Here is an 18,965-nt window from a genome sequence, read left to right on the forward strand (position 1 = left end):
TTAACCGAGACGACTTATGAAAACGCTCCATATGCCCTCTTCCCTGCAAACCCTATCGGCCCTGGCGCTGACCGCATTGCTCGCCGGTCTGCTGCCCGGCACCGCCCAGGCCACGAACCCGCCCGCCCCCGGCAAGGTGTTCAAGGACTGCAAGGACTGTCCGGAAATGGTCGTGCTGCCCGCCGGCCGCTACACCATGGGCACGCCAGAGGATGAAGTCGGCCACCAGCCCGACGAAGGTCCGCGGCATCAAGTGACCTTCACCCGCCCTTTCGCCATCAGCCGCTTCCAGGTACTGGCCGGCGAATGGGATGCGTACGTGCGCGCCACCGGCAACACCCCCGCCGACTTCGATGATCGCCCGGGCCGTCGCTGCACCGCCGGCAAACCCAGCTTCAAACAGACCGCGCAACACCCGGCCGTGTGCATGAACGTGGCTGAAGCCGAGGGTTACATCGCCTGGCTGTCGAAGAAAACCGGTCATGCCTATCGCATGCCCAGCGAGTCGATCCGTGAATACGCCGCCCGCGCCGGCAGTACCGGGTCTTTCCCGTTTGCGTTCGATGAAGGCGCCGACTACCAGATCTCGAAAAACGCCAACACCTATGGCGCCGCTGACGGCTACAACTTCACCTCCCCGGCCGGCACTTTCCCGGCCAACGCCTTTGGCGTGTTCGACATGCACGGCAACGTTTATGAGTGGGTCGCCGACTGCTACCGCGAAGACTATGTCGGCGTGCCCAGCGACGGCAGCCCGTGGCTGGAGCAGAACTGCAAACGCCAGGTCATGCGCGGCAACGACTGGGGCGAAGCACCGGTATTTTCCCGCTCCGGCAATCGCAACAGCAGCCTGCCCACCAGCAGCGGCGACTGGCTGGGGTTTCGCGTAGTGCGTGAGCTGTGAATCCTTTCGAGCCGACGCACGCCTTGTAGCAGCTGCCGAAGGCTGCGTTCGGCTGCGTAGCAGTCGCAAATCCGGCTGACACGGTCCGCCTGAGAGATCGCATTCTCTGGTTTGCGACTGCTACGCAGCCGAACGCAGGCTTCGCCAGCTGCTACACCGGCATTACCCTCTGCCGCCGTTTAAATAAAGTCCCCCACCATTCGTTTTCCTTAAGTACCGGCACTCCCTCCGCACTCCGCATCGAAGCAGGAATCCTCCATGACCAAGCCAACGCGTGGGGCGATCAACGAATTGTTCGCCCTGCTCAAGCCCTTCCGCCTGATCGTCTCTGTGTCCATCGTGCTCGGCATGATCGGTGGCCTGAGCGTCACCGTGTTGCTGGCGACCATCAACAATGCCCTGCACTCCGCTGACGGCCTGACTCGCACCGTGGTGATGATTTTCGCCGGGCTGTGCGTGCTGGCGCTGCTGACCACGATTGTGTCCGACATCGGCACCAACTACGTCGGTCAGCACATCATCGCCAGGCTGCGCAAAGAGCTTGGGGAGAAAGTGCTGTCGGCGCCGATCGACCAGATCGAGCGCTACCGCAGCCACCGGTTGATCCCGGTGCTGACCCATGACGTGGACACCATCAGCGATTTCGCCTTCGCCTTCGCGCCGCTGGCGATTTCCCTGACCGTGACCCTCGGTTGCCTCGGCTACCTGGCGATACTGTCGTGGCCGATGTTTCTGATGATGCTGGTGGCCATCGCCATCGGCACCACCCTCCAGGCCATCGCGCGGGCCAAGGGCATGCGTGGGTTCTACGCGGCACGAGACTCCGAAGACGAGCTGCAAAAGCACTACAACGCCATCGCCGAAGGGGCCAAGGAACTGCGCATCCACCGCCCGCGGCGTCAGCGCATGTTCGTGTCCGGCATCCAGAAAACCGCCGAGAAAATCTGTGACACCCAGATCCGCTCGATCAATACCTTCGTCATTGCCAAGTCGTTCGGCTCGATGCTGTTCTTCGTGGTCATCGGCCTGGCGCTGGCCCTGCAATCGTTCTGGCCCAGTTCGGACAAGGCCGTGATGAGCGGTTTTGTGTTGGTGCTGCTGTACATGAAAGGCCCGCTGGAACATCTGGTCAGCACCCTGCCAATCATCAGCCGGGCGCAGATTGCGTTTCGCCGGATCGCCGAGCTCAGCGAACAATTTTCCTCCCCGGAACCGCACCTGCTGCTGGAGGATCAGGGCCACAAACCCGGCCCTGTCCACAGCCTGGAATTGAGCAACGTGCGTTACGCCTTCCCGCCGGTGGAAGGCAGCGAGCCCTTCCGTCTCGGCCCGGTCAATCTGCGCATCGAGCAAGGCGACATTGTGTTCATCGTCGGTGAAAACGGCTGTGGCAAAACCACGCTGATCAAACTGCTGCTGGGGCTTTATGCGCCCACCGAAGGCGAGATCCGCGTGAACGACCAGCCGATTACCGCGCTCAACCGCGATGACTACCGGCAGAACTTCACCACGATATTTGCCGACTATTACCTGTTCGATGACCTGATTCAGGGCGATCGACAAGTGCCGCAGGATGCCACGCGCTACCTCGAACGCCTGGAGATCGCGCACAAGGTCAGCGTGCGTGACGGCGCGTTCAGCACCACCGATCTTTCCACCGGCCAGCGCAAACGCCTGGCGCTGGTCAATGCCTGGCTCGAAGAACGGCCGGTGTTGGTGTTCGACGAATGGGCCGCCGATCAGGACCCGACCTTCCGCCGCATTTTCTACACCGAACTGCTGCCCGACCTGAAGCGCCTGGGCAAGACCATCATCGTCATCTCCCACGATGACCGCTACTTCGACGTGGCCGATCAACTGGTGCGCATGGAAGCCGGCAAGGTCAAAAGCGAACTGCAACCCGCGTAATCGATCAGGCCGTGGTGAGGCCGGAAAAATAATTTTCCGGTTTGCCGCGGCCTCCTCGTCTTAATGAAACGAATAAGAACTATTACCAACTATACCTGCCAAGGTCTTAACCTCATGTCCGCATTTCGCTTTATGCTTCGACCGCTGACCCGCGCTCTGTTACTGCGCAGCACGACTCGCTCCCGCATGATGTCCACCGGCCTCGGCCTGGCAATGACCCTGACCATGACGCCATATGTCCAGGCCCAGGAGTGGACCCTGAATATCCCGGCCCAGCCATTGGCTCAGGCGCTGCAGACCCTCGGTCAACAGACCAGTCTGCAAATCATCTACAGCCCCGAGAGCATTCAGAACCTGCGTTCCAGTGCCCTCAACGGCCGCTATCAGGAAGATGATTCGCTCAGCGCGATGCTCAAGGGCACCGGGATTCGCCATCAGCGCGACGGCAACACAGTCACCCTGCTGGCGCCGGCCACCGGCAGCGCGATGGAACTGGCACCGACCAGTATCAACGGTCAGCGATTGGGGGCGACCACCGAAGGCAGCAACTCTTACACCACCGGGGCGGTGACCATTGGCAAGGGCGAGCACTCGCTCAAGGAAACCCCGCAGTCGGTCACCGTCATCACGCGCAAGATGCTCGATGACCAGAATCTGAACACCATCGAACAGGTCATGGAAAAGACCCCGGGCATCACCGTTTACGATTCGCCAATGGGCGGCAAGTATTTCTACTCCCGGGGTTTCCGCATGACCGGCCAGTATCAGTACGACGGTGTGCCGCTGGACATCGGCAGCAGCTACGTGCAGGCCGATGCCTTCAACAGCGACATGGCGATCTATGATCGGGTCGAAGTGTTGCGCGGTGCGGCCGGGATGATGAAGGGCGCCGGGGGCACCGCGGGCGGTGTGAACTTCGTGCGCAAGCGCGGCCAGGACACCCCGCACACTCAATTGTCGTTGTCTGCCGGCACCTGGGACAACTACCGTGGTCAGGTCGACACCGGTGGCCCGCTGAACGACGCAGGCACCATTCGTGGCCGGGCCGTGGTGACTCAGCAGACCCGTCAGTATTTCTATGACGTGGGCGAACGCCGGGACCAGATCTATTACGGCGCGCTGGACTTCGACCTGAGCGACTACACCACCCTGGGCCTGGGCATGGCCTATGAAGACGTCGATGCCACTCCGTGCTGGGGCGGCTTGCCGCGCTACGCCGATGGCAGCGACCTGAAGCTCTCACGCTCCACGTGCCTGAACACCGCCTGGAACCACCAGCGTAGCAAGCGGGCCACTTACTTTGGCGACCTCAAACACGAGTTCAACGACAACTGGGCGCTGAAGGTCGCGGGGGTTTACTCGAAAAACACCCAGGACATGGAATACGCCTTCCCCAGCGGTACGGTACCGGTTGGCGCCACCAGCACCAATACCCTGATGATCGGCAGCATCTTTGACTACGATCAGGTCGACTACGGCCTCGACGCTTATGTGGACGGCAAGTTCGACGCATTCGGCCAAGAGCACGAGCTGATCGTCGGTGCCAACGCCAGCCGCTCCCGCAAGGATGACTTCTACGCCGTGGCCCTCCTGCCTCAGACTCAGAATGTGCTGAACCCCAACCATCACCTGCCCCAGCCGGATGAAAGCTTCTACCTGGCCAACGCCACCCGGGGGGGTCCGGTAGACATGCGAATCAAGCAATACGGCGCCTACTCCACGGCACGCCTGAAGCTGGCCGATCCGCTGACCTTCGTACTGGGCAGCCGCGTCAGCTGGTACAAGTCCGAAACCGACTCCGTCTCGTTCTGGCGCGGCGAAGGCACACCGACCCGTTCCGAGGCCAAGGAAACCGGGCAAGTCACCCCGTTCGCCGCGCTGCTGTTCGACATCAACGACAACCTGACCGCCTACGCCAGCTACGCGGATATCTTCACCCCGCAGGGCGGCTACAAGACCATCACCGGTTCGACGCTCAAGCCATTGATCGGCCAGAGCTATGAACTGGGGATCAAGGGTGAATGGTTCGACGGTCGCTTGAACAGCGCCTTCAACCTGTTCCGCACCGTCCAGAAAGACGCGGCCCAGGATGACCCGGCCTGCCCGGACAGCAGCTGCTCGCAGAACTCCGGCAAAGTGCGCGCCCAGGGCTTCGAAGCTGAAGTCAGCGGTGAAGTCATCGACCGCCTGCAATTGCTCGCCGGCTACACCTACACCCAGACCAAGGTGCTGGAAGACGCCGACGTCAGTCAGGATGGCGTGTCGTACAACACCTATGTGCCGCGTCACGTGCTGCGGATGTGGGGCGACTATGCGCTCAGCGGCCCACTGGAACGCGTTACCGTCGGGGCCGGCGTCAATGCCCAGAGTGGCAACTACCGCGTCTCGCCAACCAGCGGCAACAATGTCACCCAAGCCGGTTATGCGGTGTGGAACGGTCGCATCGGCTACCGCATCGACGACACCTGGTCCGTTGCACTGAACGGCAACAACCTGTTCGACAAGCGCTACTACGCCACGGTCGGAACCGAAGCTTGGGGTAACTTCTACGGTGAACCGCGCAACTTCGTGATGTCGGTCAAGGCTGACTTCTGATTTTGCAGCGCCAATGAAAACGCCCTGCAAATGCGGGGCGTTTTTTTGCCTGTTTTTTTAAGTGTCCGGTACGTCTTCCTGATCCCCAACACTTAGGACGATGATATCCACTTATTTAAGTTAACCCAACGATGCCTTGGAGGTGTCAGTGAATAAGGTCGGCTAGATGATTTTCAGATTAATCCTCATGAACACTTAGAAAATAAATCTGCCCCTCTTCCTTTAAAATTTCGCCGAAGTCTATGTAGCCTTCTGCGTTTATACACCCTATCCAGTTTAGGCTGTTTGAGAAAAAATATGTGTGCTGAGGTACTTCGGAAAAAACATTAAGGGTGCGCTCTAGATTTTCCGTGTTTACCTGGTATGCATTATCTATTAGAGAATCTCCAATGAAGATTATTTCGATCTCATTTAGGCTCTTTATTTTTTCTGCAATTAATTTTATGGAATGTTCGTCTTTGTCGTAGCTTATGCTGTTTTTGAGTGAACTCCAGGAAATTTTAGAGCCTGAGAATTGAACTTTTTTATTGATTTCAAAAACGAAGCTATCGTGCTTCTCTTTTTCTAGCTTTTTATAATCGACGTTGAGTTCGGATAGCTCTTTTTCTAGTTCTTCATCGAAGTAGCTCATTTTATAAGCACCTTAATAAGTTTTAATACGGTTTTTTGACTAGCGTTGAAAAGATAGTGGGGGGCAGGTTTTTTACCCGACCAAACGTTTATATGCGCCCCCGGGCCAGTGGCCGTCGTCGACGTTGACGTTGACGAGGCGCCCAAGGCGTCGTAGCTGTAGTGAATTTTTTCGCCGTCGGCCAGGCTTTTCACCAGCAGGCGGCCAGTGGCGTCGCGTTGGTACGGTGACCAACTCGCATCCGTCGTCGCCAAATTCGGTTTTCTTCAGCAGTTGGCCGTTGAGGTCATACTCTTAGGCGGTACGGCGACCGTCGAAACCGGCTTCCTGCTGGATCAGGCCGTTCGGGTAGTAATCGAGGTGGTAGTGTTCATCACGTTCGTTTTCAATCTCAGTGAGCAGCAGGCGCGAGTTGTCGTAACAGTAGCTCAGATGGCCGCCGTCCGGGTTGATGCGGCAACTGACCAGGTGCAGGCCTTCAGCGTATTCAACGTCGGGGGCTAGGTCGTGAAATTTATGCTACTTCCATAGATCTATTCTTGCACACTCGAATTCAATGATGTTCCCAATCTCTAATCCTCCTGGTAAAAAATCATCGATCACCATATGTATGTCGCCAACGGCAACCACTTGGTTAATAATGTCGATAACTTTTGCAACGACTTTTCGCTCAAGTTTTGTGTCGCTTAAGTTCCATATCCCTACCGCCGACTGATCACTTATCACTGCGTTTTTTATAGAAAAAATGTGGAGTGGCCGGGTTAAATGCTCACCCACTATTACATTGCAAGGTTGAGAGAAGGCTATGCATATGAAGTCACCATCACTAATTTCAACTTCTGCTTCTTCAGCTGACTTCGATAGCCATTTAATGCTTTTTATTATCATGTTATATCCATTCGGCAGTGATTGCTGATATTTTCATCCTGTTTGTGCGGTAAGAAGGAGGCTGATTATTTTCGTGAGTATGTGTTTTTAATGTTTTCTCCTTATTTATTCCATTTATCCAAAGGCAGTGAGCTAATGTTTTTTGCGAATTTTTCTTTTGCTTCTCCGAGAGTCATATGGTTCGGGCCACTGTATATTTCAGTGTCTGTCACGCCATTATCTTCCCAGGTGCATAGGCCGCAAATGTCATAATTTGCTATTGAAGGCAGCGTGCGGAACCCACAGCATGGACAAACTTCTAGTAATTCGATATCTCCATAAACCTCGTATTTGCCAAGTCCCATTTTTTGCATTGCGTTAGATAGATATGTGTTGGTCACGCCTTTATATTCAGAAGATAAGGCGATGTGTATTAACTCATCGTATAAACAATTATCAATATCGCTAGGCGGATCTTCATTCAGAATTAATTGGTCTCGCATTTCTTTTGATAAAAAAGAAAATTCAAAATCGCTCTCGTCGATCCCCCACCAATTTAATATATATGATTCGCGCGCCTCGTTGTTGAGTGCACTTAAGTTTTTTTTGCTTAATCTATTTATTGCATCGCTTCTGTGTAGTCTTTCCATGTTAAGGTCTTTTAGCTAGATCAATGGCTGACTTAAATGCATCTTCACTTTTTCCGTTTTCCTTATAAAATATTCTGATTTGTCGAGATTTAAGGTGGTCGAAAAAAACTCCCCCCGCGCCAAAGGGAACAGATTTACTTGCATGAGCTTGGAAAGTGAATTTGTCTCCTTTCGTAGTTGGTTGAAAGGTTTATTCTTTGTTTAGGTGGCTTCTGGGCTTTTGTCGTTCATGTAGACTGAAGGGCCGCAAAGAAGTGGGAATTTTGTTGTGAACTCTATTAGTGATTTTTCATTGGAAGCGTGAATCGTAAAGAGATTTTCATTTTGGCTTATAGTTATATTTAATTTTTCTTTCGTGGGTATATTACTTATTTTTAGATCGCTGATTCCTCCGCAGTTTAGACCGATGCGACACGTATTGAATTCGGACCTTTTCCACTTTATAGGAGGCGCGTCAGGGAGTTCGGAAATATCAAATTCCAATATTATAGTTGGTCTACTATTGTCGATGTTTACTGTGAAAAGTTCGATGGTGCTAATGGCTACGGGGGTTGTGAATACCTGGTTAAAAAAAGTACTGCCGTCAAGGTCGTTCCAGAATTTCATTCTTAATCCTTAAAGTAGTAGTGATCTTTTGCACCTGGAACTTTTCCCGTTCTGGTGTTTTCAATCGGCCTTAAATTAAAATGTGCAGTCTGGTCGCCTTTGTTGCCAGGTTCGTTGTATTGATGCCCGGCGGAGTGGTCTTGAATTATCACCTTTGATCCGTCAGCGCGCGTGTATTGGTACTCTCGTGTCAGGATCGGTTTTCCTTCGTTGTTCAAAATACTTTCGCCGGTCTTGTCTGTCATTCTCACATACTTGTATTGACGTGTTTTCCCTGTCGTGGGGTCGTAAACGGCGTCAGGTTGCTGGGTTCTTGGGATTCCAGCTTCGGACTTCGCTTGTTTGAAAGCACCATTACGTGACACTTCGGGCGCTGTGGGCTCGCTTTGCTTACCAGAAGGTGGTTTGTCTTTGTTTCCCGGACAATTTGCGTTCAACCCCAACGGATCCACCCACCCCGTCGGGTTAGGCACGTACTGGTAGTTATTCAACCCACCGGCAAGCTTGATCGGATCCGGCGTCAGAAACCGTCCCGTCCCCGGATTGTAGTAGCGATGCCGGTTGTAATGTAAGCCCGTTTCCGCATCGAAATACTGACCCTGGAAGCGCAGCGGGTTGTCGACTTCCGCGATGTCCAGCGCGGCGAGGTTGCCATAGGCGCGGTACTTGGCCGACCACATGATATCGCCGCTGTAGTCGGTGAGTTCCTGCGGGGTGCCGAGGTGGTCGAGTTGGTAGTAGAACGGCGCGGCCTTCAGTGGGCCTTCGCCATCGAGCATGACCAGCGGGCGGAAGCTGCCGGGTTCGTAGATATAGCTGCGATAGCGGTTGTCCGCGCTTTCGGCGATGAGGCGTTCGCCTTGCCACAGGAATTCGGTGGTGTGGCCGTCAACGGCCTTGGCGATGCGACGGCCGAAGGCGTCGTACTGGTAGTACGCGACGCTGCCGCCGGGGAGGCTGACGCCGATCAGGCGATGCTGGCAGTCGTAGCGGTATTCAGTGACGAGTTTCTGGCCGGTGCCGCGACGTTCGCGGATCAGGTTGCCATGGGCGTCGTAGTCGTAATGACGGTCGCCCTGCATCAGCAGGCGGTTGCCCTTGACGTTGGCGAGGTTCGCAGTCGGCTCGTTGTTTTGGCCGAGGAGGTTGCCCGCCGGGTCGTGGGCGAAGCTTTCCGGCGTGCTGCCGCGTACGCTGATCAGTCGATCGAGCGGATCGTAGTGATAGCTGCGGTTGCCTTTGCGGCTGTCGTCGATACCGGCGAGGTTGCCGTTGGCGTCGTAGGTATAGCGGCGCTGGAACAGATTCTTTTCGCGTTGGCTGACGCTGTGGGCTTGCAACCAACCCTGTTCATCGTACTGGTATTGGCTGAGCAACAGGCCTTGTTGACGCTGCTGTTCGCGGCCTGCGCTGAACTGGTGATTGGTGAGGCGTGAGCCGTTGAGGTCGATGCTGCTCAACTGACCACCGGGCTGGTGGCGGTAGTCGAGCTTGCTGCCATCGGGGAGGCGGCAGTGGCTCAGTTGGCCGACGCTGTCGTACTCGTAACGCAGGGTGCCCCAGCCCTGGTGTTCGGTGATCAGGCGGTCTTGCAGGTCATATTCATACGCCAGCGGCCAGTGGTTGTCGTCGACTTTGACCAGTCGGCCGAGGGCGTCGTAGCTGTAGTGAACTTCTTCACCGTCGGCCAGGGTTTTCACCAGCAGCCGGCCAGCCGCATCGCGCTGGTACTCGGTGACCAGCTCGCTGCCGTCGTCGCCGAATTCGGTTTTCTTCAGCAGTTGGCCGTTGAGGTCGTACTCGTAGGCCGTACGGCGACCGTCGAAACCGGTTTCCTGCTGGATCAGGCCGTTGGGGTAGTAATCGAGGTGGTAGTGCTCACCGCGTTCGTTTTCGATCTCGGTGAGCAGCAAGCGTGAGTTGTCGTAGCGGTAGCGAAGTTGGCTGCCATCTGGATTGATACGACGGCTGACCAGGTGCAGGCCATCGGCGTATTCATAGCGGGTGACGCGGCCCAGTTCATCACGCTCGGCGGTGACGCGTCCGTATGGGTTGTAGGTGAAGGCGCGAGTAGCGCCGCCGGGCAGGGTGATTTGCGCGAGGCGGTTGGCGGCGTCCCATTGGTAGTGGGTGATGGCGCCGGATTCTTCCTGACGAGTGATCTGTCGCCCCAAGGCGTCGTAGCGGTACTTGCGCTGACCACCGTCGGGTAGGCGTTCTTCGAGTAACTGACCGAGGTTGTTCCAGCCCAGTTGGTGACGGCTGCCATCGGGGTGACGAATCTCCAGCAGGCGACCCTGACGGTCGTAGCTGTAATGGGTTTCGTTGCCGTGGGGATCAGTTTGTTGGGTGATGTCGCCCTGGCGGTTTCGCCCGTACTGCCAGCGCACTCGGCCACGTTTGACTTCAATGAGTTGACCATCGAAGTAGTTGTAATGTGTTGCCTCATCTTCGGCAGGCACAACGGACATCAAGCGTCCGGCGTCGTTGTAGTGGTACTCGGTGACGGCGCCGAGTGCGTCTTTTTCAGCGATCAGGCGACCTTCGTCGTCATAGGCTTTTTGCGTTTCCCCGCCATCAGGGGCGGTTTCGCTGATCAGTCGTGCATTTTCATCATGCACGTATACCTGTTCGCTACCGTCGGCGTTGAGGACGGTAACCGTACCTTTGTCGTCCCATACGTAACGTGCTTCCAGTTGCGAGTAGCTTGCCCAGTGACGGACGCAACGGGAAAGCTTGCCTTCACGCTCCCATTCCCAAAAGAAGCTGGCGCCCCCGGCCAGTTGCCGTTCCAGAATGACGTGCTGGTCGTTGTAGCGGTAATGCTCGGTTTCACTGGCAGCATTGGTAGCCGACACGAGCTGATTACGCGTGTTGTAGCGGTAGGAAACCAAGGTCTGAATGGTTAGCCATGGATCCTGGCGCTCACCGCGATCATTGTACTCGGAACGCTGTTGCTGATGATCCACCGCCGCAATATGGCGGTCGTCGTAGCGCAAGAACAAGGCGCGGCCTGCGCCGTTGTCGATGCGTTGAATACGGCCGACCAAGTCATAGCTGATGTGTACACGATTGTCATAGGCGTCGCTGATGGTGATCAGACGCCCGGCGCGGAAGTGGTAAAAGCGGTCGCCTTGCCCAGCTTGGTTCAGGATCAGCTCACCGGGTGCATCGCCCAGGTAGATTGCCGACTGCGCCAGACTGTTGATGATGGCCGGACGCTGTTCGCTCGGCATCGGGAAGCGGGTCTGACGGTTTTCATTGTCGGTCCACAGCACGCCTTCATCGTCCAGTTGCAGATGATGGGACAGTGAATGGCTCCAGCCATGGCCGAGACGACTGTCTATTTCAACCGCACTGCTGCGGTACAGACGTGTCCACTCCAGCCGTAACAACCCGCCCAACTCGCCGTCGGTAAGGGTCAGCAACTCCTCACCCGTCACCATCGAAACGGGTTCGCCGTTGGTACAGGTGTTGTTGGCGCACTGTGCGGGTTGATCGGCCGGGTTCTTGGATTGGGCAGGTGCGTTATCGACTTTTTCCTGCTGTTCGATACGCGTGGTGTTGTCTTTCTTCCCGCGCGCATGGATCTGTGCGTCGGTTTCCACCTTTGCGCCTGCAACCGGTGGCTTTTTCTTCGGTGCTGTTGCCGTTACCGCAGGCTTGGGTGCAGCTATTTCAACGCTGGCCTTGCGTGCCTGATTGACCGCCGAATTGCCGTTTAGCAGCAACGGTTGGGCTGCTTCGGTGTGGAGCTTGGCGTTCTTCTTGCTGATTTTCATCAGCATGCCGGTGAAGTCTTCGATCAGCTTCAGCACCTTGCCACCGTTTTGCGTGGCGCTGAGTGCCTTGGTACCGACACGCACTGCCAGGCCGAGGCCACCGGTCAAAACAACACCAACCAGGATGTTCAGCAGGACTTCTGTGGTCAGTTCGGAAAGCACTTCCGTGCAGGTCTGCGGTGGCAGCATCTTGACCCAGGCCATGATCGCGGCGACGTAGATCCACATCAACGGCTCGTCGCTGGCGATCAGCAGAGCGGTATGAATGGCCTCAGCGGAGGCGTCATAAATTTTCTTGATTTGCTCTTCGGTGAAGAAGTTTTTCAGCTTCTCGTAGTTCTCCCGAGGATGCGCGACCAGGTTGTAGAGGCTTTTGATATCGCCCCACAAACCCATGATGGCCTTTAGAAAACCTTTCCAGGCAGCTTCCAGTTCTTGCAAGGCACGGCCGGGCATGGACGCGCTGTTATGCGCCTGCCAGAGCGGTAAAAAGTCAGTACTCCACTGAGTCTGCAGCCAGCCGCTCAGATCACCGATCACGTCCTGATAGGAATTGAACAGGGTGTCGATTTGCGCGGGGGTGGGGTTCGGGAAGAACGTGATTTTGTACTGCTGGTTAGGGGTAAGACCTTCGACTTCCAGAATCCCGCTGGGGCCTATGGTCTTGGTGATGGCTTGGCCTGCTTCATTTTTGCCGTACAACTTGCCGTCAGTCACGGGCACCAAGCGAACCGGCGTATTACCAATCGGGACAAAACGCGCAGACTCGAAGCTGTGAATCAGTTTGAGCTTGCCATTGGCTGGACAGTTGGCGTAAAGGTCGACTTTTTCTTTGCTGTCTTTGTCCTGAGTACCGACTTCGTCACCGACCTGAAATTGTTGTTCGGCATCCAGCGCACCGCCATACCAGGCTTCGGCATGGGCACGGTAGTCGACAATACACTTCTTGAAATCACTGATGATGACCTGAGCATCTGGTTGTTTTGCTGTCAGGTTCCCAACGATCGAACCCATCAAAATGCTCATACGGCCACCTCATTTTCCAAGTGGGCTTTTAGCAGCCCTGTGTAGTTTTCTTCCGTGAGTGGCGTGCGTTTTACGAAGCGCGCCACTTTTTCTCGCAGGTTGGATTCGGGGAACGAGAAGTACAGGTCGGCATGATCTTCCTTCAACCACTGCATCATGTTGCCGATGACGGTCGACGGATTCTGCTTGGTCAGGCCATCCAGTAACGCCTTCGGCACCTCCCACCACGGCCAGTCTTTCGCCGGTGGCACCGCACGCGGTCCCACCTCCAGACTCTTCCCATTGATCAGGTACCGATCAAACACCGGCAGCACTTCACCGGCGGCATCGCCGAGTCCTGCCAGAATCGGGTAGATATGCCGACCGTCCCAGAACCGGAAAAACACTTCAGTCCCATCCGGCATCTTCACTTGAGTCAGGCTGCGCAGATGTTCAAATACCTCGTTAGGCTCGGAGCGGGATACCGCCAACCACCCCCAATCGAGAGCGTCGGTTTCGGCGATCCATGGCAGGAAGCTTGAGTTGGGTTTCAACTCGGTGAGGTAGGGCATCACGGGCTGCCAAGCTGCGTAGGGTGTGCCGCCCCAGATCGGGATCGCCTGGGTTGTTGGTTCGTTTTGGTAAAGCGTCTTGAGCGCTTCGGCATCGCTGGCCGCGCTAACAATCAAGTACAAACGCTCGCCCGTCTGCAACGGCCGTTCGACCAACCACGCTTGAGGGGTCAAAAGATCAGATCGCACAAGCACCTGCCTTGCATTTTTCGCACTCTTCACAGAATGGCGCGTTGCGTTTGAGGGTGTTGACTTGGGCCGGGGTCAGCACCGCACCTGCTTTATCTGCATCAGCCTGCTTCAACGCCCCCGGCATCAACGGCGCCGCCCCCGTCCCGCTGCCCGGGCTGCCGCCGGAGTTCATGTTGATCACCGGGCCACTGAGGGTGACGCCGCTGGCGTCGATCTTGATGAAGCTGCCACCGCCCTTGAGGGTCAGTTCGCTGCCGGCTTCGAGCACGACTTTCATGCCGCTGCTCAGGTGGATTTCCTGGCCGGCTTCGATGAACTGGCCGGTGCCGACTTTGATGTGCTGGTTGACGCCCACGGTCAGGTGGTCGTTGGCGCGGGTTTCGACTTTGCGGTCGGCGTAGACCGTGTGGTGTTCTTCGGCCTTGAATTCGCTGTAGCTGTTGTGCTCGACGGTGTCGTGGCGTTCGTGGCCGACGCGGATTTTCTGGTCGTGCTCGACGTTCTCGTCCCAGTCGCGCTGGGCGTGCAGGAAGATTTGTTCCTGGCCTTTTTTGTCTTCGATGCGCAGTTCGTTGTAACCGCCGCCACCGGGGGAACTCATGGTTTTGAAGGTGCTGCGGGTTTTGTTCGCCGGCAGGGCGTACGGGACGACGTTTTCCTTGTGGTACAGGCAGCCGCTGATCAGCGGTTGGTCGGGGTCGCCTTCGAGGAAACTGACCAGCACTTCCATGCCGATCCGCGGGATGGCGATGCCGCCGTAATGGGCGCCGGCCCAGGCGGAGGACACGCGCAGCCAGCAGCTGGTCTTGTCGTCGGACTGGCCTTCGCGGTCCCAATGGAATTGCACTTTGACGCGACCGTATTGGTCGCAGTGGATTTCTTCACCTTTGGGGCCGGTGACCACGGCGCTCTGGCTGCCGAGGATGCGTGGTTTGGGGTGGTTCAGCGGCGGGCGGTTCGGCACGTCCCAGGGGGTGGCCTGGAAGCGGTTGCGGTAGCCTTGGTGGAAATCGTCCTTGAGCTGGGTGGTGTTGCTGGTGACCGACTCTTCCAGCACTTGCGGCTGTTTGCCTTCGTGGAGGATTTCGGTCAGCAGCCACAGGTCGTTCCATTTAGGCTTAGGGTGCTCGGTCAGGGCCAGGAAGTGGCCGCTGACCAGCAACGGCTGATCACTTTTGCCTTCGGCCAGCTGGAAGTCGCTGCGGTGACGCTCGAGGGCGCGTTTGGCCAGGTGCTTGCCGCGTTCGCGGTCGATGAAGCGGCCGGGGTAGTCGTAGTCTTCGAGGTCGGGCAGGGCGTCGCCACGGTGTTCGCTTTCCAGCGTCAGGCGCGGTTTTTCGAAGTCGTAGTCGCGGCGGGTGGTGCGGCTGGTGCGGGTTTCCAGGCGCAGGTCGAAGCGCTTGATCACCGGGTCGTTGGCGACCATGCCGGAGTCTTGCTGGTAGGCCACGGGGGCGAGTTTCGGGAACACCGTCTGGTCATCGCCGAACACCAGCTTGTGGGCCGTGGCGCTGTGCTGGAAGTGGTAGTGGATACCTTCTTCCTCGCACAGGCGCTGAATGAACTGCAGGTCCGATTCATCGTACTGAACGCAGTAAATGCGCTCGGGATAAATCGCCCCGACTTTGAATTCGTAGGCGTTGCTTTGGATGCCGTGCTCTTCGAGGACCCTGCCAACGATTTTCGGCACGCTGAGGTTCTGGAAGATGCGTTGGTTGATGCGGTGCGCCAGGTAGGACAGCTGCGGACGCAGGGTCACCGCGTAGCGGGTCAGGCGTTTGCCCGAATCGCCTTGGGCGGCGCGGTAGATCTGGCCATGGATGCCGCTGCCGTCCGGCGAGAGCTGCAGAAAGGCCGGTTTGTGCAATAGCGTTTCGAGGTCCAGGGACGGCTGTTCACTGACCAGCTCCACCTCAAACACAAAAGGCTGGCTGATGGCTTCCCGACCTTGCAGGGACAGGACCTGGAGATCGTTTTCCAGACCTTCGACAGTCAGGGCAAAGTGAGTCTGATTGGCCGGCGCGAACATCCCTTGTTCCTCGTGCATGCTTGCTGCGTTCGTTGACACCCAAACGGGTGCTTGCGGACGCGAAAATTCCTGGAAGGCGCAAATGACATCGACCAGCAGGGCTGGCCGATGTTTGGAACCGTCAGCCGCGATTAAGCGACCGGAACGCGCCAGTCATCGGAACCCGAAGTACCGGATACTTCGTGGGTCCAGGTGATTTTGCGGTAGGTGAATTGCACTTCTTCCAGGTGGGTGAAGTGCGAGTTCGACGGATCCTGGCAGTTGTGCATTTTGTTGTTGATGGCGACGATGATCGCGTCTTCCAGTTTGGTGGTGTAGTAGTGCTCTTGGGTGCCTTGAGCCGAAGTGCGGTACCACTGGATAACGATTTCGCTCATGCGCTCGCCGGAGGTCAGCGCCGCTTGCAGCAGTGGCGAAGACTTGTCGTAGACCTTGGTGATCACGACTGGCTTGTGTACGCGCTGACCGGTTGGTTGGCCGGACTGTGGGTCACGCGGGATGATCACGTCGTGGCTGAAAGCCTGAACCATGACCTGGTCTTCGTGACCTTCCTGGTAGGTGTTGCCCACGGAGTCGGCGGTGAACGCGCCGGCAGTGATCAGGCCTTGTTTCTCGCCGGTAACGGACATGTACGCTGGTGTAGCCATGGATGTGCTCCTTGCTAAAAGTTAGGGTGCCCGGGAGGCGGTATCGCCCGGTGGGTGCCTGACTGTTATCAAGGACCGTGCCAGAAATTATGAAGGCTATATAAATCAGGTGGTTGAAGCGGTTTTTAAAAAACCGACAGGGTTTTTGGCAAGGATTGGCTGAAAAAGTGCGCAAGAAGTTGCGCAGTGGTGCGCAACTTCTTGCGCACTCGTCTGTACATAGCTGGATACGAGGCTTGTAGAGAACTATCCACACGGTTATCCACATTTGAGTGCGCAACTTCTTGCGCATCAAGGCCATGGGCCATCACTCCGATAATCAGCGCAACGAACAGCGCTGCCCGATAGTCAAATCGAGCGCTGCTACGTCTCGGTCAGTACCGAAGGCTGGGGTAACTTCTACGGTGAACCGCGCAACTTTGTGATGTCGGTCAAGGCTGACTTCTGATTTTGCAGCGCCAATGAAAACGCCCCGCAAATGCGGGGCGTTTTTTTGCCTGTTTTTGATTGTTCGAGGGTGTTCTTTCGGGCCTCATCGCGAGCAGGCTCGCTCCCACATTTTGATCTGCGGCGTTCGCAAAACATGGATTCACCGCAGGTCCCCTGTGGGAGCGAGCCTGCTCGCGATGAGGCCCGTACAGCCACCACAAGGCTCAGTGTCAGACCGCTAAACAGGCACTGTTTAAAACGACACTTCCAGATACTCACTCAGGCTACACATTCTTGCGCCGCTGCCTACGACTGCGCCAGAATCCGCCGGCTAGTGCACCTGTGGCCCAGGCTGTATCGTTTTCCGGTCGCTGACGAATTCAGCGATCGGGTTTAGCGACCCGGATCATTCGAAGTGCATCAGTGTCCCAGACTTCATTGCAGGCTTTTTAACGTCTGCAATTACGTTATGGCGGCTGTATGCGGGAGACCTTCGGGTCTACCGGGTGCCTTTGACCGGTTCGCTAACCTGCATACAGCCGCCACCTTTGTTTGTTTAGCGACAGGTTCTGGTGGCGCTTTTCTACAAAGGAGCTTCACCATGTTCAAACCAACGCCGAATCCTCCGGAAACCGACGACGTTTCCCCGTACGAATCCCTCGACTCCAAAAAACTCAACGAAGCCGCCGACCGCGCCCTCGATTACTACCTCAAGCCGCCCATCCCCAAAGACACCAAGCGCAAACCCAGCACCATTTACCATGTCGGCGCCGAGGTCGATAACGAGACCCTGCTGGTCAACGCCTGCGAATCCCTGGCGTCAGCGAGCATGATGCTCAGTGAGTTCGCCGGATTGATGGACATGCCACATCGCAACATGATGTTGGGGATTCAATCGGTGGTGATGCTCGGGGAGTTGGCCGTCAACCGGGTGCTGGATAACTTCGATCCGCGAGGCTAGCCAGACAAATCAAAAGATCGCAGCCTTCGGCAGCCCCTACATGGGATTGTGTTCGACCGCGATATGGCGGCGAACATCGAACCTGGAGCTGCCGAAGGCTGCGATCTGTTGATCTTGACGTTCTGTATTCACGACTGCTTCGCAGCCGAACGCAGCCTCGCGGGCTCGGCAGCTGCTACAGGTCGCATAACGGCGACGTTCAACCCAAATGCCGACTCAACGCCCGACTCAAGCGTTCATGCACGCTCAGCACATCCGGCATGACCGATGCCAACCTGAGCAGGTCATGGGTCAGGCCCGGGCAATGTTCGAGTTCGACACTCACCCCTTGCGCGCGCAGTTTATCAACGTAGGCCTGGCCTTCATCGAGCAACGGATCGAACCCCGCCAGCAACACAATCGCCGGCGCCACACCGCGCAGGTCCTCGGCCAGCAACGGTGAGAAGCGCCAGTCCAGCAGGTCTTCGGGGCTGCGGGCGTAGTGCTGGTAAAACCAGTCCAGCGTGTCGTTCTCCAGCAAATACCCTTCACTGAACAACAAGCGTGAATCGTGGGTGCGCGAGGCATCAGTGACCGGATAACACAGCAGCTGTACCTTGGGGACGATGGCCACGGTGTGTGGCTGAACCACCGCTTGCAAGGCCTGCACCGTCGCCAATGTGGCACCGGCACTGTCACCGCCGAACGCGACTCGACCGGCATCCAGCCCCAAGGCCAGCGCCTGTTCCGCCAGCCAGGACAAGGCGTCTTCACCGTCCTCCAGCGCCGTCGGAAAACGGTGCTCCGGCGCCAGTCGATAGCCCACCGACAACACCGCGCACGGCGTACGCCGACAGAATTCGCGGCAGACTCCGTCATGGGAATCCAGGCTGCCCACTACAAAACCACCGCCATGGAAATACACCAGAACCGGCATCGGTGCCGTCGCCCCGCTCGGGCGATACAAACGCAATGCTAGCGGCGCACCGTCCCGGGCCGTGGTGTTGACCTCCAGCACATCAATATCCTGAGGAGCATTCCAGCGCAATTGCGCGGTGGTTTGTTCGAAGATCGCCCGGGCCTCGACCGGCGTCATTTGATGCAGTGCCGGCAGGCCTGCGTCCTGGCCGTCTTGCGCCAGGTCGAGGAAGGCTTCCAGATCAGGGTGTAACGACATCGAAAAAATCCTTATGTCCGTAAAAAGGGGC

General features: G+C 56.9%; 13 protein-coding genes and 1 pseudogene. 4 read left to right on the forward strand and 10 right to left on the reverse strand.

The annotated features are described in order from the left end of the window. Positions 1 to 16 precede the first annotated feature (16 nt). The 3 genes from pvdO to ACYZT2_RS19765 all read left to right on the forward strand — a co-directional run bounded on the left by pvdO (position 17) and on the right by ACYZT2_RS19765 (position 5,407). Complete coding sequence (gene pvdO, locus ACYZT2_RS19755) at positions 17 to 904, forward strand: dihydropyoverdine dehydrogenase (protein WP_461966617.1); 888 nt, start codon at positions 17 to 19, stop codon at positions 902 to 904. Between the two features lie 258 nt (positions 905 to 1,162). After that, positions 1,163 to 2,812, forward strand: a complete 1,650-nt coding sequence (locus tag ACYZT2_RS19760) for a cyclic peptide export ABC transporter (protein ID WP_461966619.1) — start codon at positions 1,163 to 1,165, stop codon at positions 2,810 to 2,812. 114 nt (positions 2,813 to 2,926) lie between these two features. After that, complete coding sequence (locus ACYZT2_RS19765; RefSeq protein WP_461966621.1) at positions 2,927 to 5,407, forward strand: TonB-dependent siderophore receptor; 2,481 nt, start codon at positions 2,927 to 2,929, stop codon at positions 5,405 to 5,407. A 178-nt stretch (positions 5,408 to 5,585) separates the two neighbouring features. On the opposite strand, the gene ACYZT2_RS19770 is transcribed toward ACYZT2_RS19765, so the two are convergent. The 9 genes and pseudogenes from ACYZT2_RS19770 to ACYZT2_RS19810 form a co-directional block, all read right to left on the reverse strand. Then, complete coding sequence (locus ACYZT2_RS19770) at positions 5,586 to 6,038, reverse strand: hypothetical protein (RefSeq protein ID WP_461966623.1); 453 nt, start codon at positions 6,036 to 6,038, stop codon at positions 5,586 to 5,588. Between the two features lie 102 nt (positions 6,039 to 6,140). After that, positions 6,141 to 6,527, reverse strand: a pseudogene (locus ACYZT2_RS19775) (hypothetical protein); the annotation flags it as partial. A gap of 30 nt (positions 6,528 to 6,557) precedes the next feature. Next, positions 6,558 to 6,926, reverse strand: a complete 369-nt coding sequence (locus tag ACYZT2_RS19780) for a hypothetical protein (RefSeq protein WP_461966625.1) — start codon at positions 6,924 to 6,926, stop codon at positions 6,558 to 6,560. Between the two features lie 101 nt (positions 6,927 to 7,027). Next, positions 7,028 to 7,555, reverse strand: coding sequence for a CPCC family cysteine-rich protein (locus ACYZT2_RS19785; RefSeq protein ID WP_461966627.1), 528 nt, complete (start codon positions 7,553 to 7,555; stop codon positions 7,028 to 7,030). A 201-nt stretch (positions 7,556 to 7,756) separates the two neighbouring features. Beyond that, positions 7,757 to 8,161 (reverse strand): Imm50 family immunity protein, encoded by a 405-nt coding sequence (locus ACYZT2_RS19790; RefSeq protein WP_461966629.1) that lies wholly within the window; start codon positions 8,159 to 8,161, stop codon positions 7,757 to 7,759. A 2-nt stretch (positions 8,162 to 8,163) separates the two neighbouring features. Then, positions 8,164 to 12,969, reverse strand: coding sequence for an RHS repeat-associated core domain-containing protein (locus ACYZT2_RS19795; RefSeq protein ID WP_461966631.1), 4,806 nt, complete (start codon positions 12,967 to 12,969; stop codon positions 8,164 to 8,166). Then, positions 12,966 to 13,709 carry a DUF4123 domain-containing protein gene (locus ACYZT2_RS19800; protein ID WP_461966633.1) on the reverse strand — a complete coding sequence of 248 codons (744 nt, stop codon included), beginning with the start codon at positions 13,707 to 13,709 and terminating at the stop codon, positions 12,966 to 12,968. Before ACYZT2_RS19800 ends, ACYZT2_RS19795 begins: the two co-directional genes overlap by 4 nt. After that, positions 13,699 to 15,741 (reverse strand): type VI secretion system Vgr family protein, encoded by a 2,043-nt coding sequence (locus tag ACYZT2_RS19805; RefSeq protein WP_461973184.1) that lies wholly within the window; start codon positions 15,739 to 15,741, stop codon positions 13,699 to 13,701. The genes ACYZT2_RS19800 and ACYZT2_RS19805 overlap by 11 nt, the downstream gene beginning before the upstream one ends. A gap of 131 nt (positions 15,742 to 15,872) precedes the next feature. Then, positions 15,873 to 16,388 (reverse strand): Hcp family type VI secretion system effector, encoded by a 516-nt coding sequence (locus ACYZT2_RS19810; RefSeq protein ID WP_007900657.1) that lies wholly within the window; start codon positions 16,386 to 16,388, stop codon positions 15,873 to 15,875. A 1,030-nt stretch (positions 16,389 to 17,418) separates the two neighbouring features. Here ACYZT2_RS19810 and ACYZT2_RS19815 point away from each other — a divergent pair. Beyond that, positions 17,419 to 17,778 (forward strand): DUF6124 family protein, encoded by a 360-nt coding sequence (locus ACYZT2_RS19815; RefSeq protein ID WP_461966636.1) that lies wholly within the window; start codon positions 17,419 to 17,421, stop codon positions 17,776 to 17,778. 199 nt (positions 17,779 to 17,977) lie between these two features. Here the strand turns inward: ACYZT2_RS19815 and ACYZT2_RS19820 are convergent, their stop codons facing one another. After that, on the reverse strand, positions 17,978 to 18,934 hold the full coding sequence (locus ACYZT2_RS19820) for an alpha/beta hydrolase (RefSeq protein WP_461966638.1): 957 nt from the start codon (positions 18,932 to 18,934) through the stop codon (positions 17,978 to 17,980). Between the last annotated feature and the right edge of the window lie 31 nt (positions 18,935 to 18,965).

The sequence above is a fragment of the Pseudomonas sp. MDT1-85 genome (genome assembly GCF_054898065.1).

Excerpts from the sequence above, each read along its gene's own strand:
- ACYZT2_RS19765 (WP_461966621.1), top strand. The coding sequence starts at position 2,927 with ATGTCCGCATTTCGCTTTATGCTTCGACCGCTGACCCGCGCTCTGTTA.
- ACYZT2_RS19815 (WP_461966636.1), top strand. The coding sequence starts at position 17,419 with ATGTTCAAACCAACGCCGAATCCTCCGGAAACCGACGACGTTTCCCCG.
- ACYZT2_RS19805 (WP_461973184.1), bottom strand. The coding sequence starts at position 15,741 with ATGTTCGCGCCGGCCAATCAGACTCACTTTGCCCTGACTGTCGAAGGT.
- ACYZT2_RS19785 (WP_461966627.1), bottom strand. The coding sequence starts at position 7,555 with ATGGAAAGACTACACAGAAGCGATGCAATAAATAGATTAAGCAAAAAA.
- ACYZT2_RS19820 (WP_461966638.1), bottom strand. The coding sequence starts at position 18,934 with ATGTCGTTACACCCTGATCTGGAAGCCTTCCTCGACCTGGCGCAAGAC.
- ACYZT2_RS19795 (WP_461966631.1), bottom strand. The coding sequence starts at position 12,969 with ATGAGCATTTTGATGGGTTCGATCGTTGGGAACCTGACAGCAAAACAA.
- ACYZT2_RS19780 (WP_461966625.1), bottom strand. The coding sequence starts at position 6,926 with ATGATAATAAAAAGCATTAAATGGCTATCGAAGTCAGCTGAAGAAGCA.
- pvdO (WP_461966617.1), top strand. The coding sequence starts at position 17 with ATGAAAACGCTCCATATGCCCTCTTCCCTGCAAACCCTATCGGCCCTG.
- ACYZT2_RS19790 (WP_461966629.1), bottom strand. The coding sequence starts at position 8,161 with ATGAAATTCTGGAACGACCTTGACGGCAGTACTTTTTTTAACCAGGTA.
- ACYZT2_RS19760 (WP_461966619.1), top strand. The coding sequence starts at position 1,163 with ATGACCAAGCCAACGCGTGGGGCGATCAACGAATTGTTCGCCCTGCTC.
- ACYZT2_RS19810 (WP_007900657.1), bottom strand. The coding sequence starts at position 16,388 with ATGGCTACACCAGCGTACATGTCCGTTACCGGCGAGAAACAAGGCCTG.
- ACYZT2_RS19770 (WP_461966623.1), bottom strand. The coding sequence starts at position 6,038 with ATGAGCTACTTCGATGAAGAACTAGAAAAAGAGCTATCCGAACTCAAC.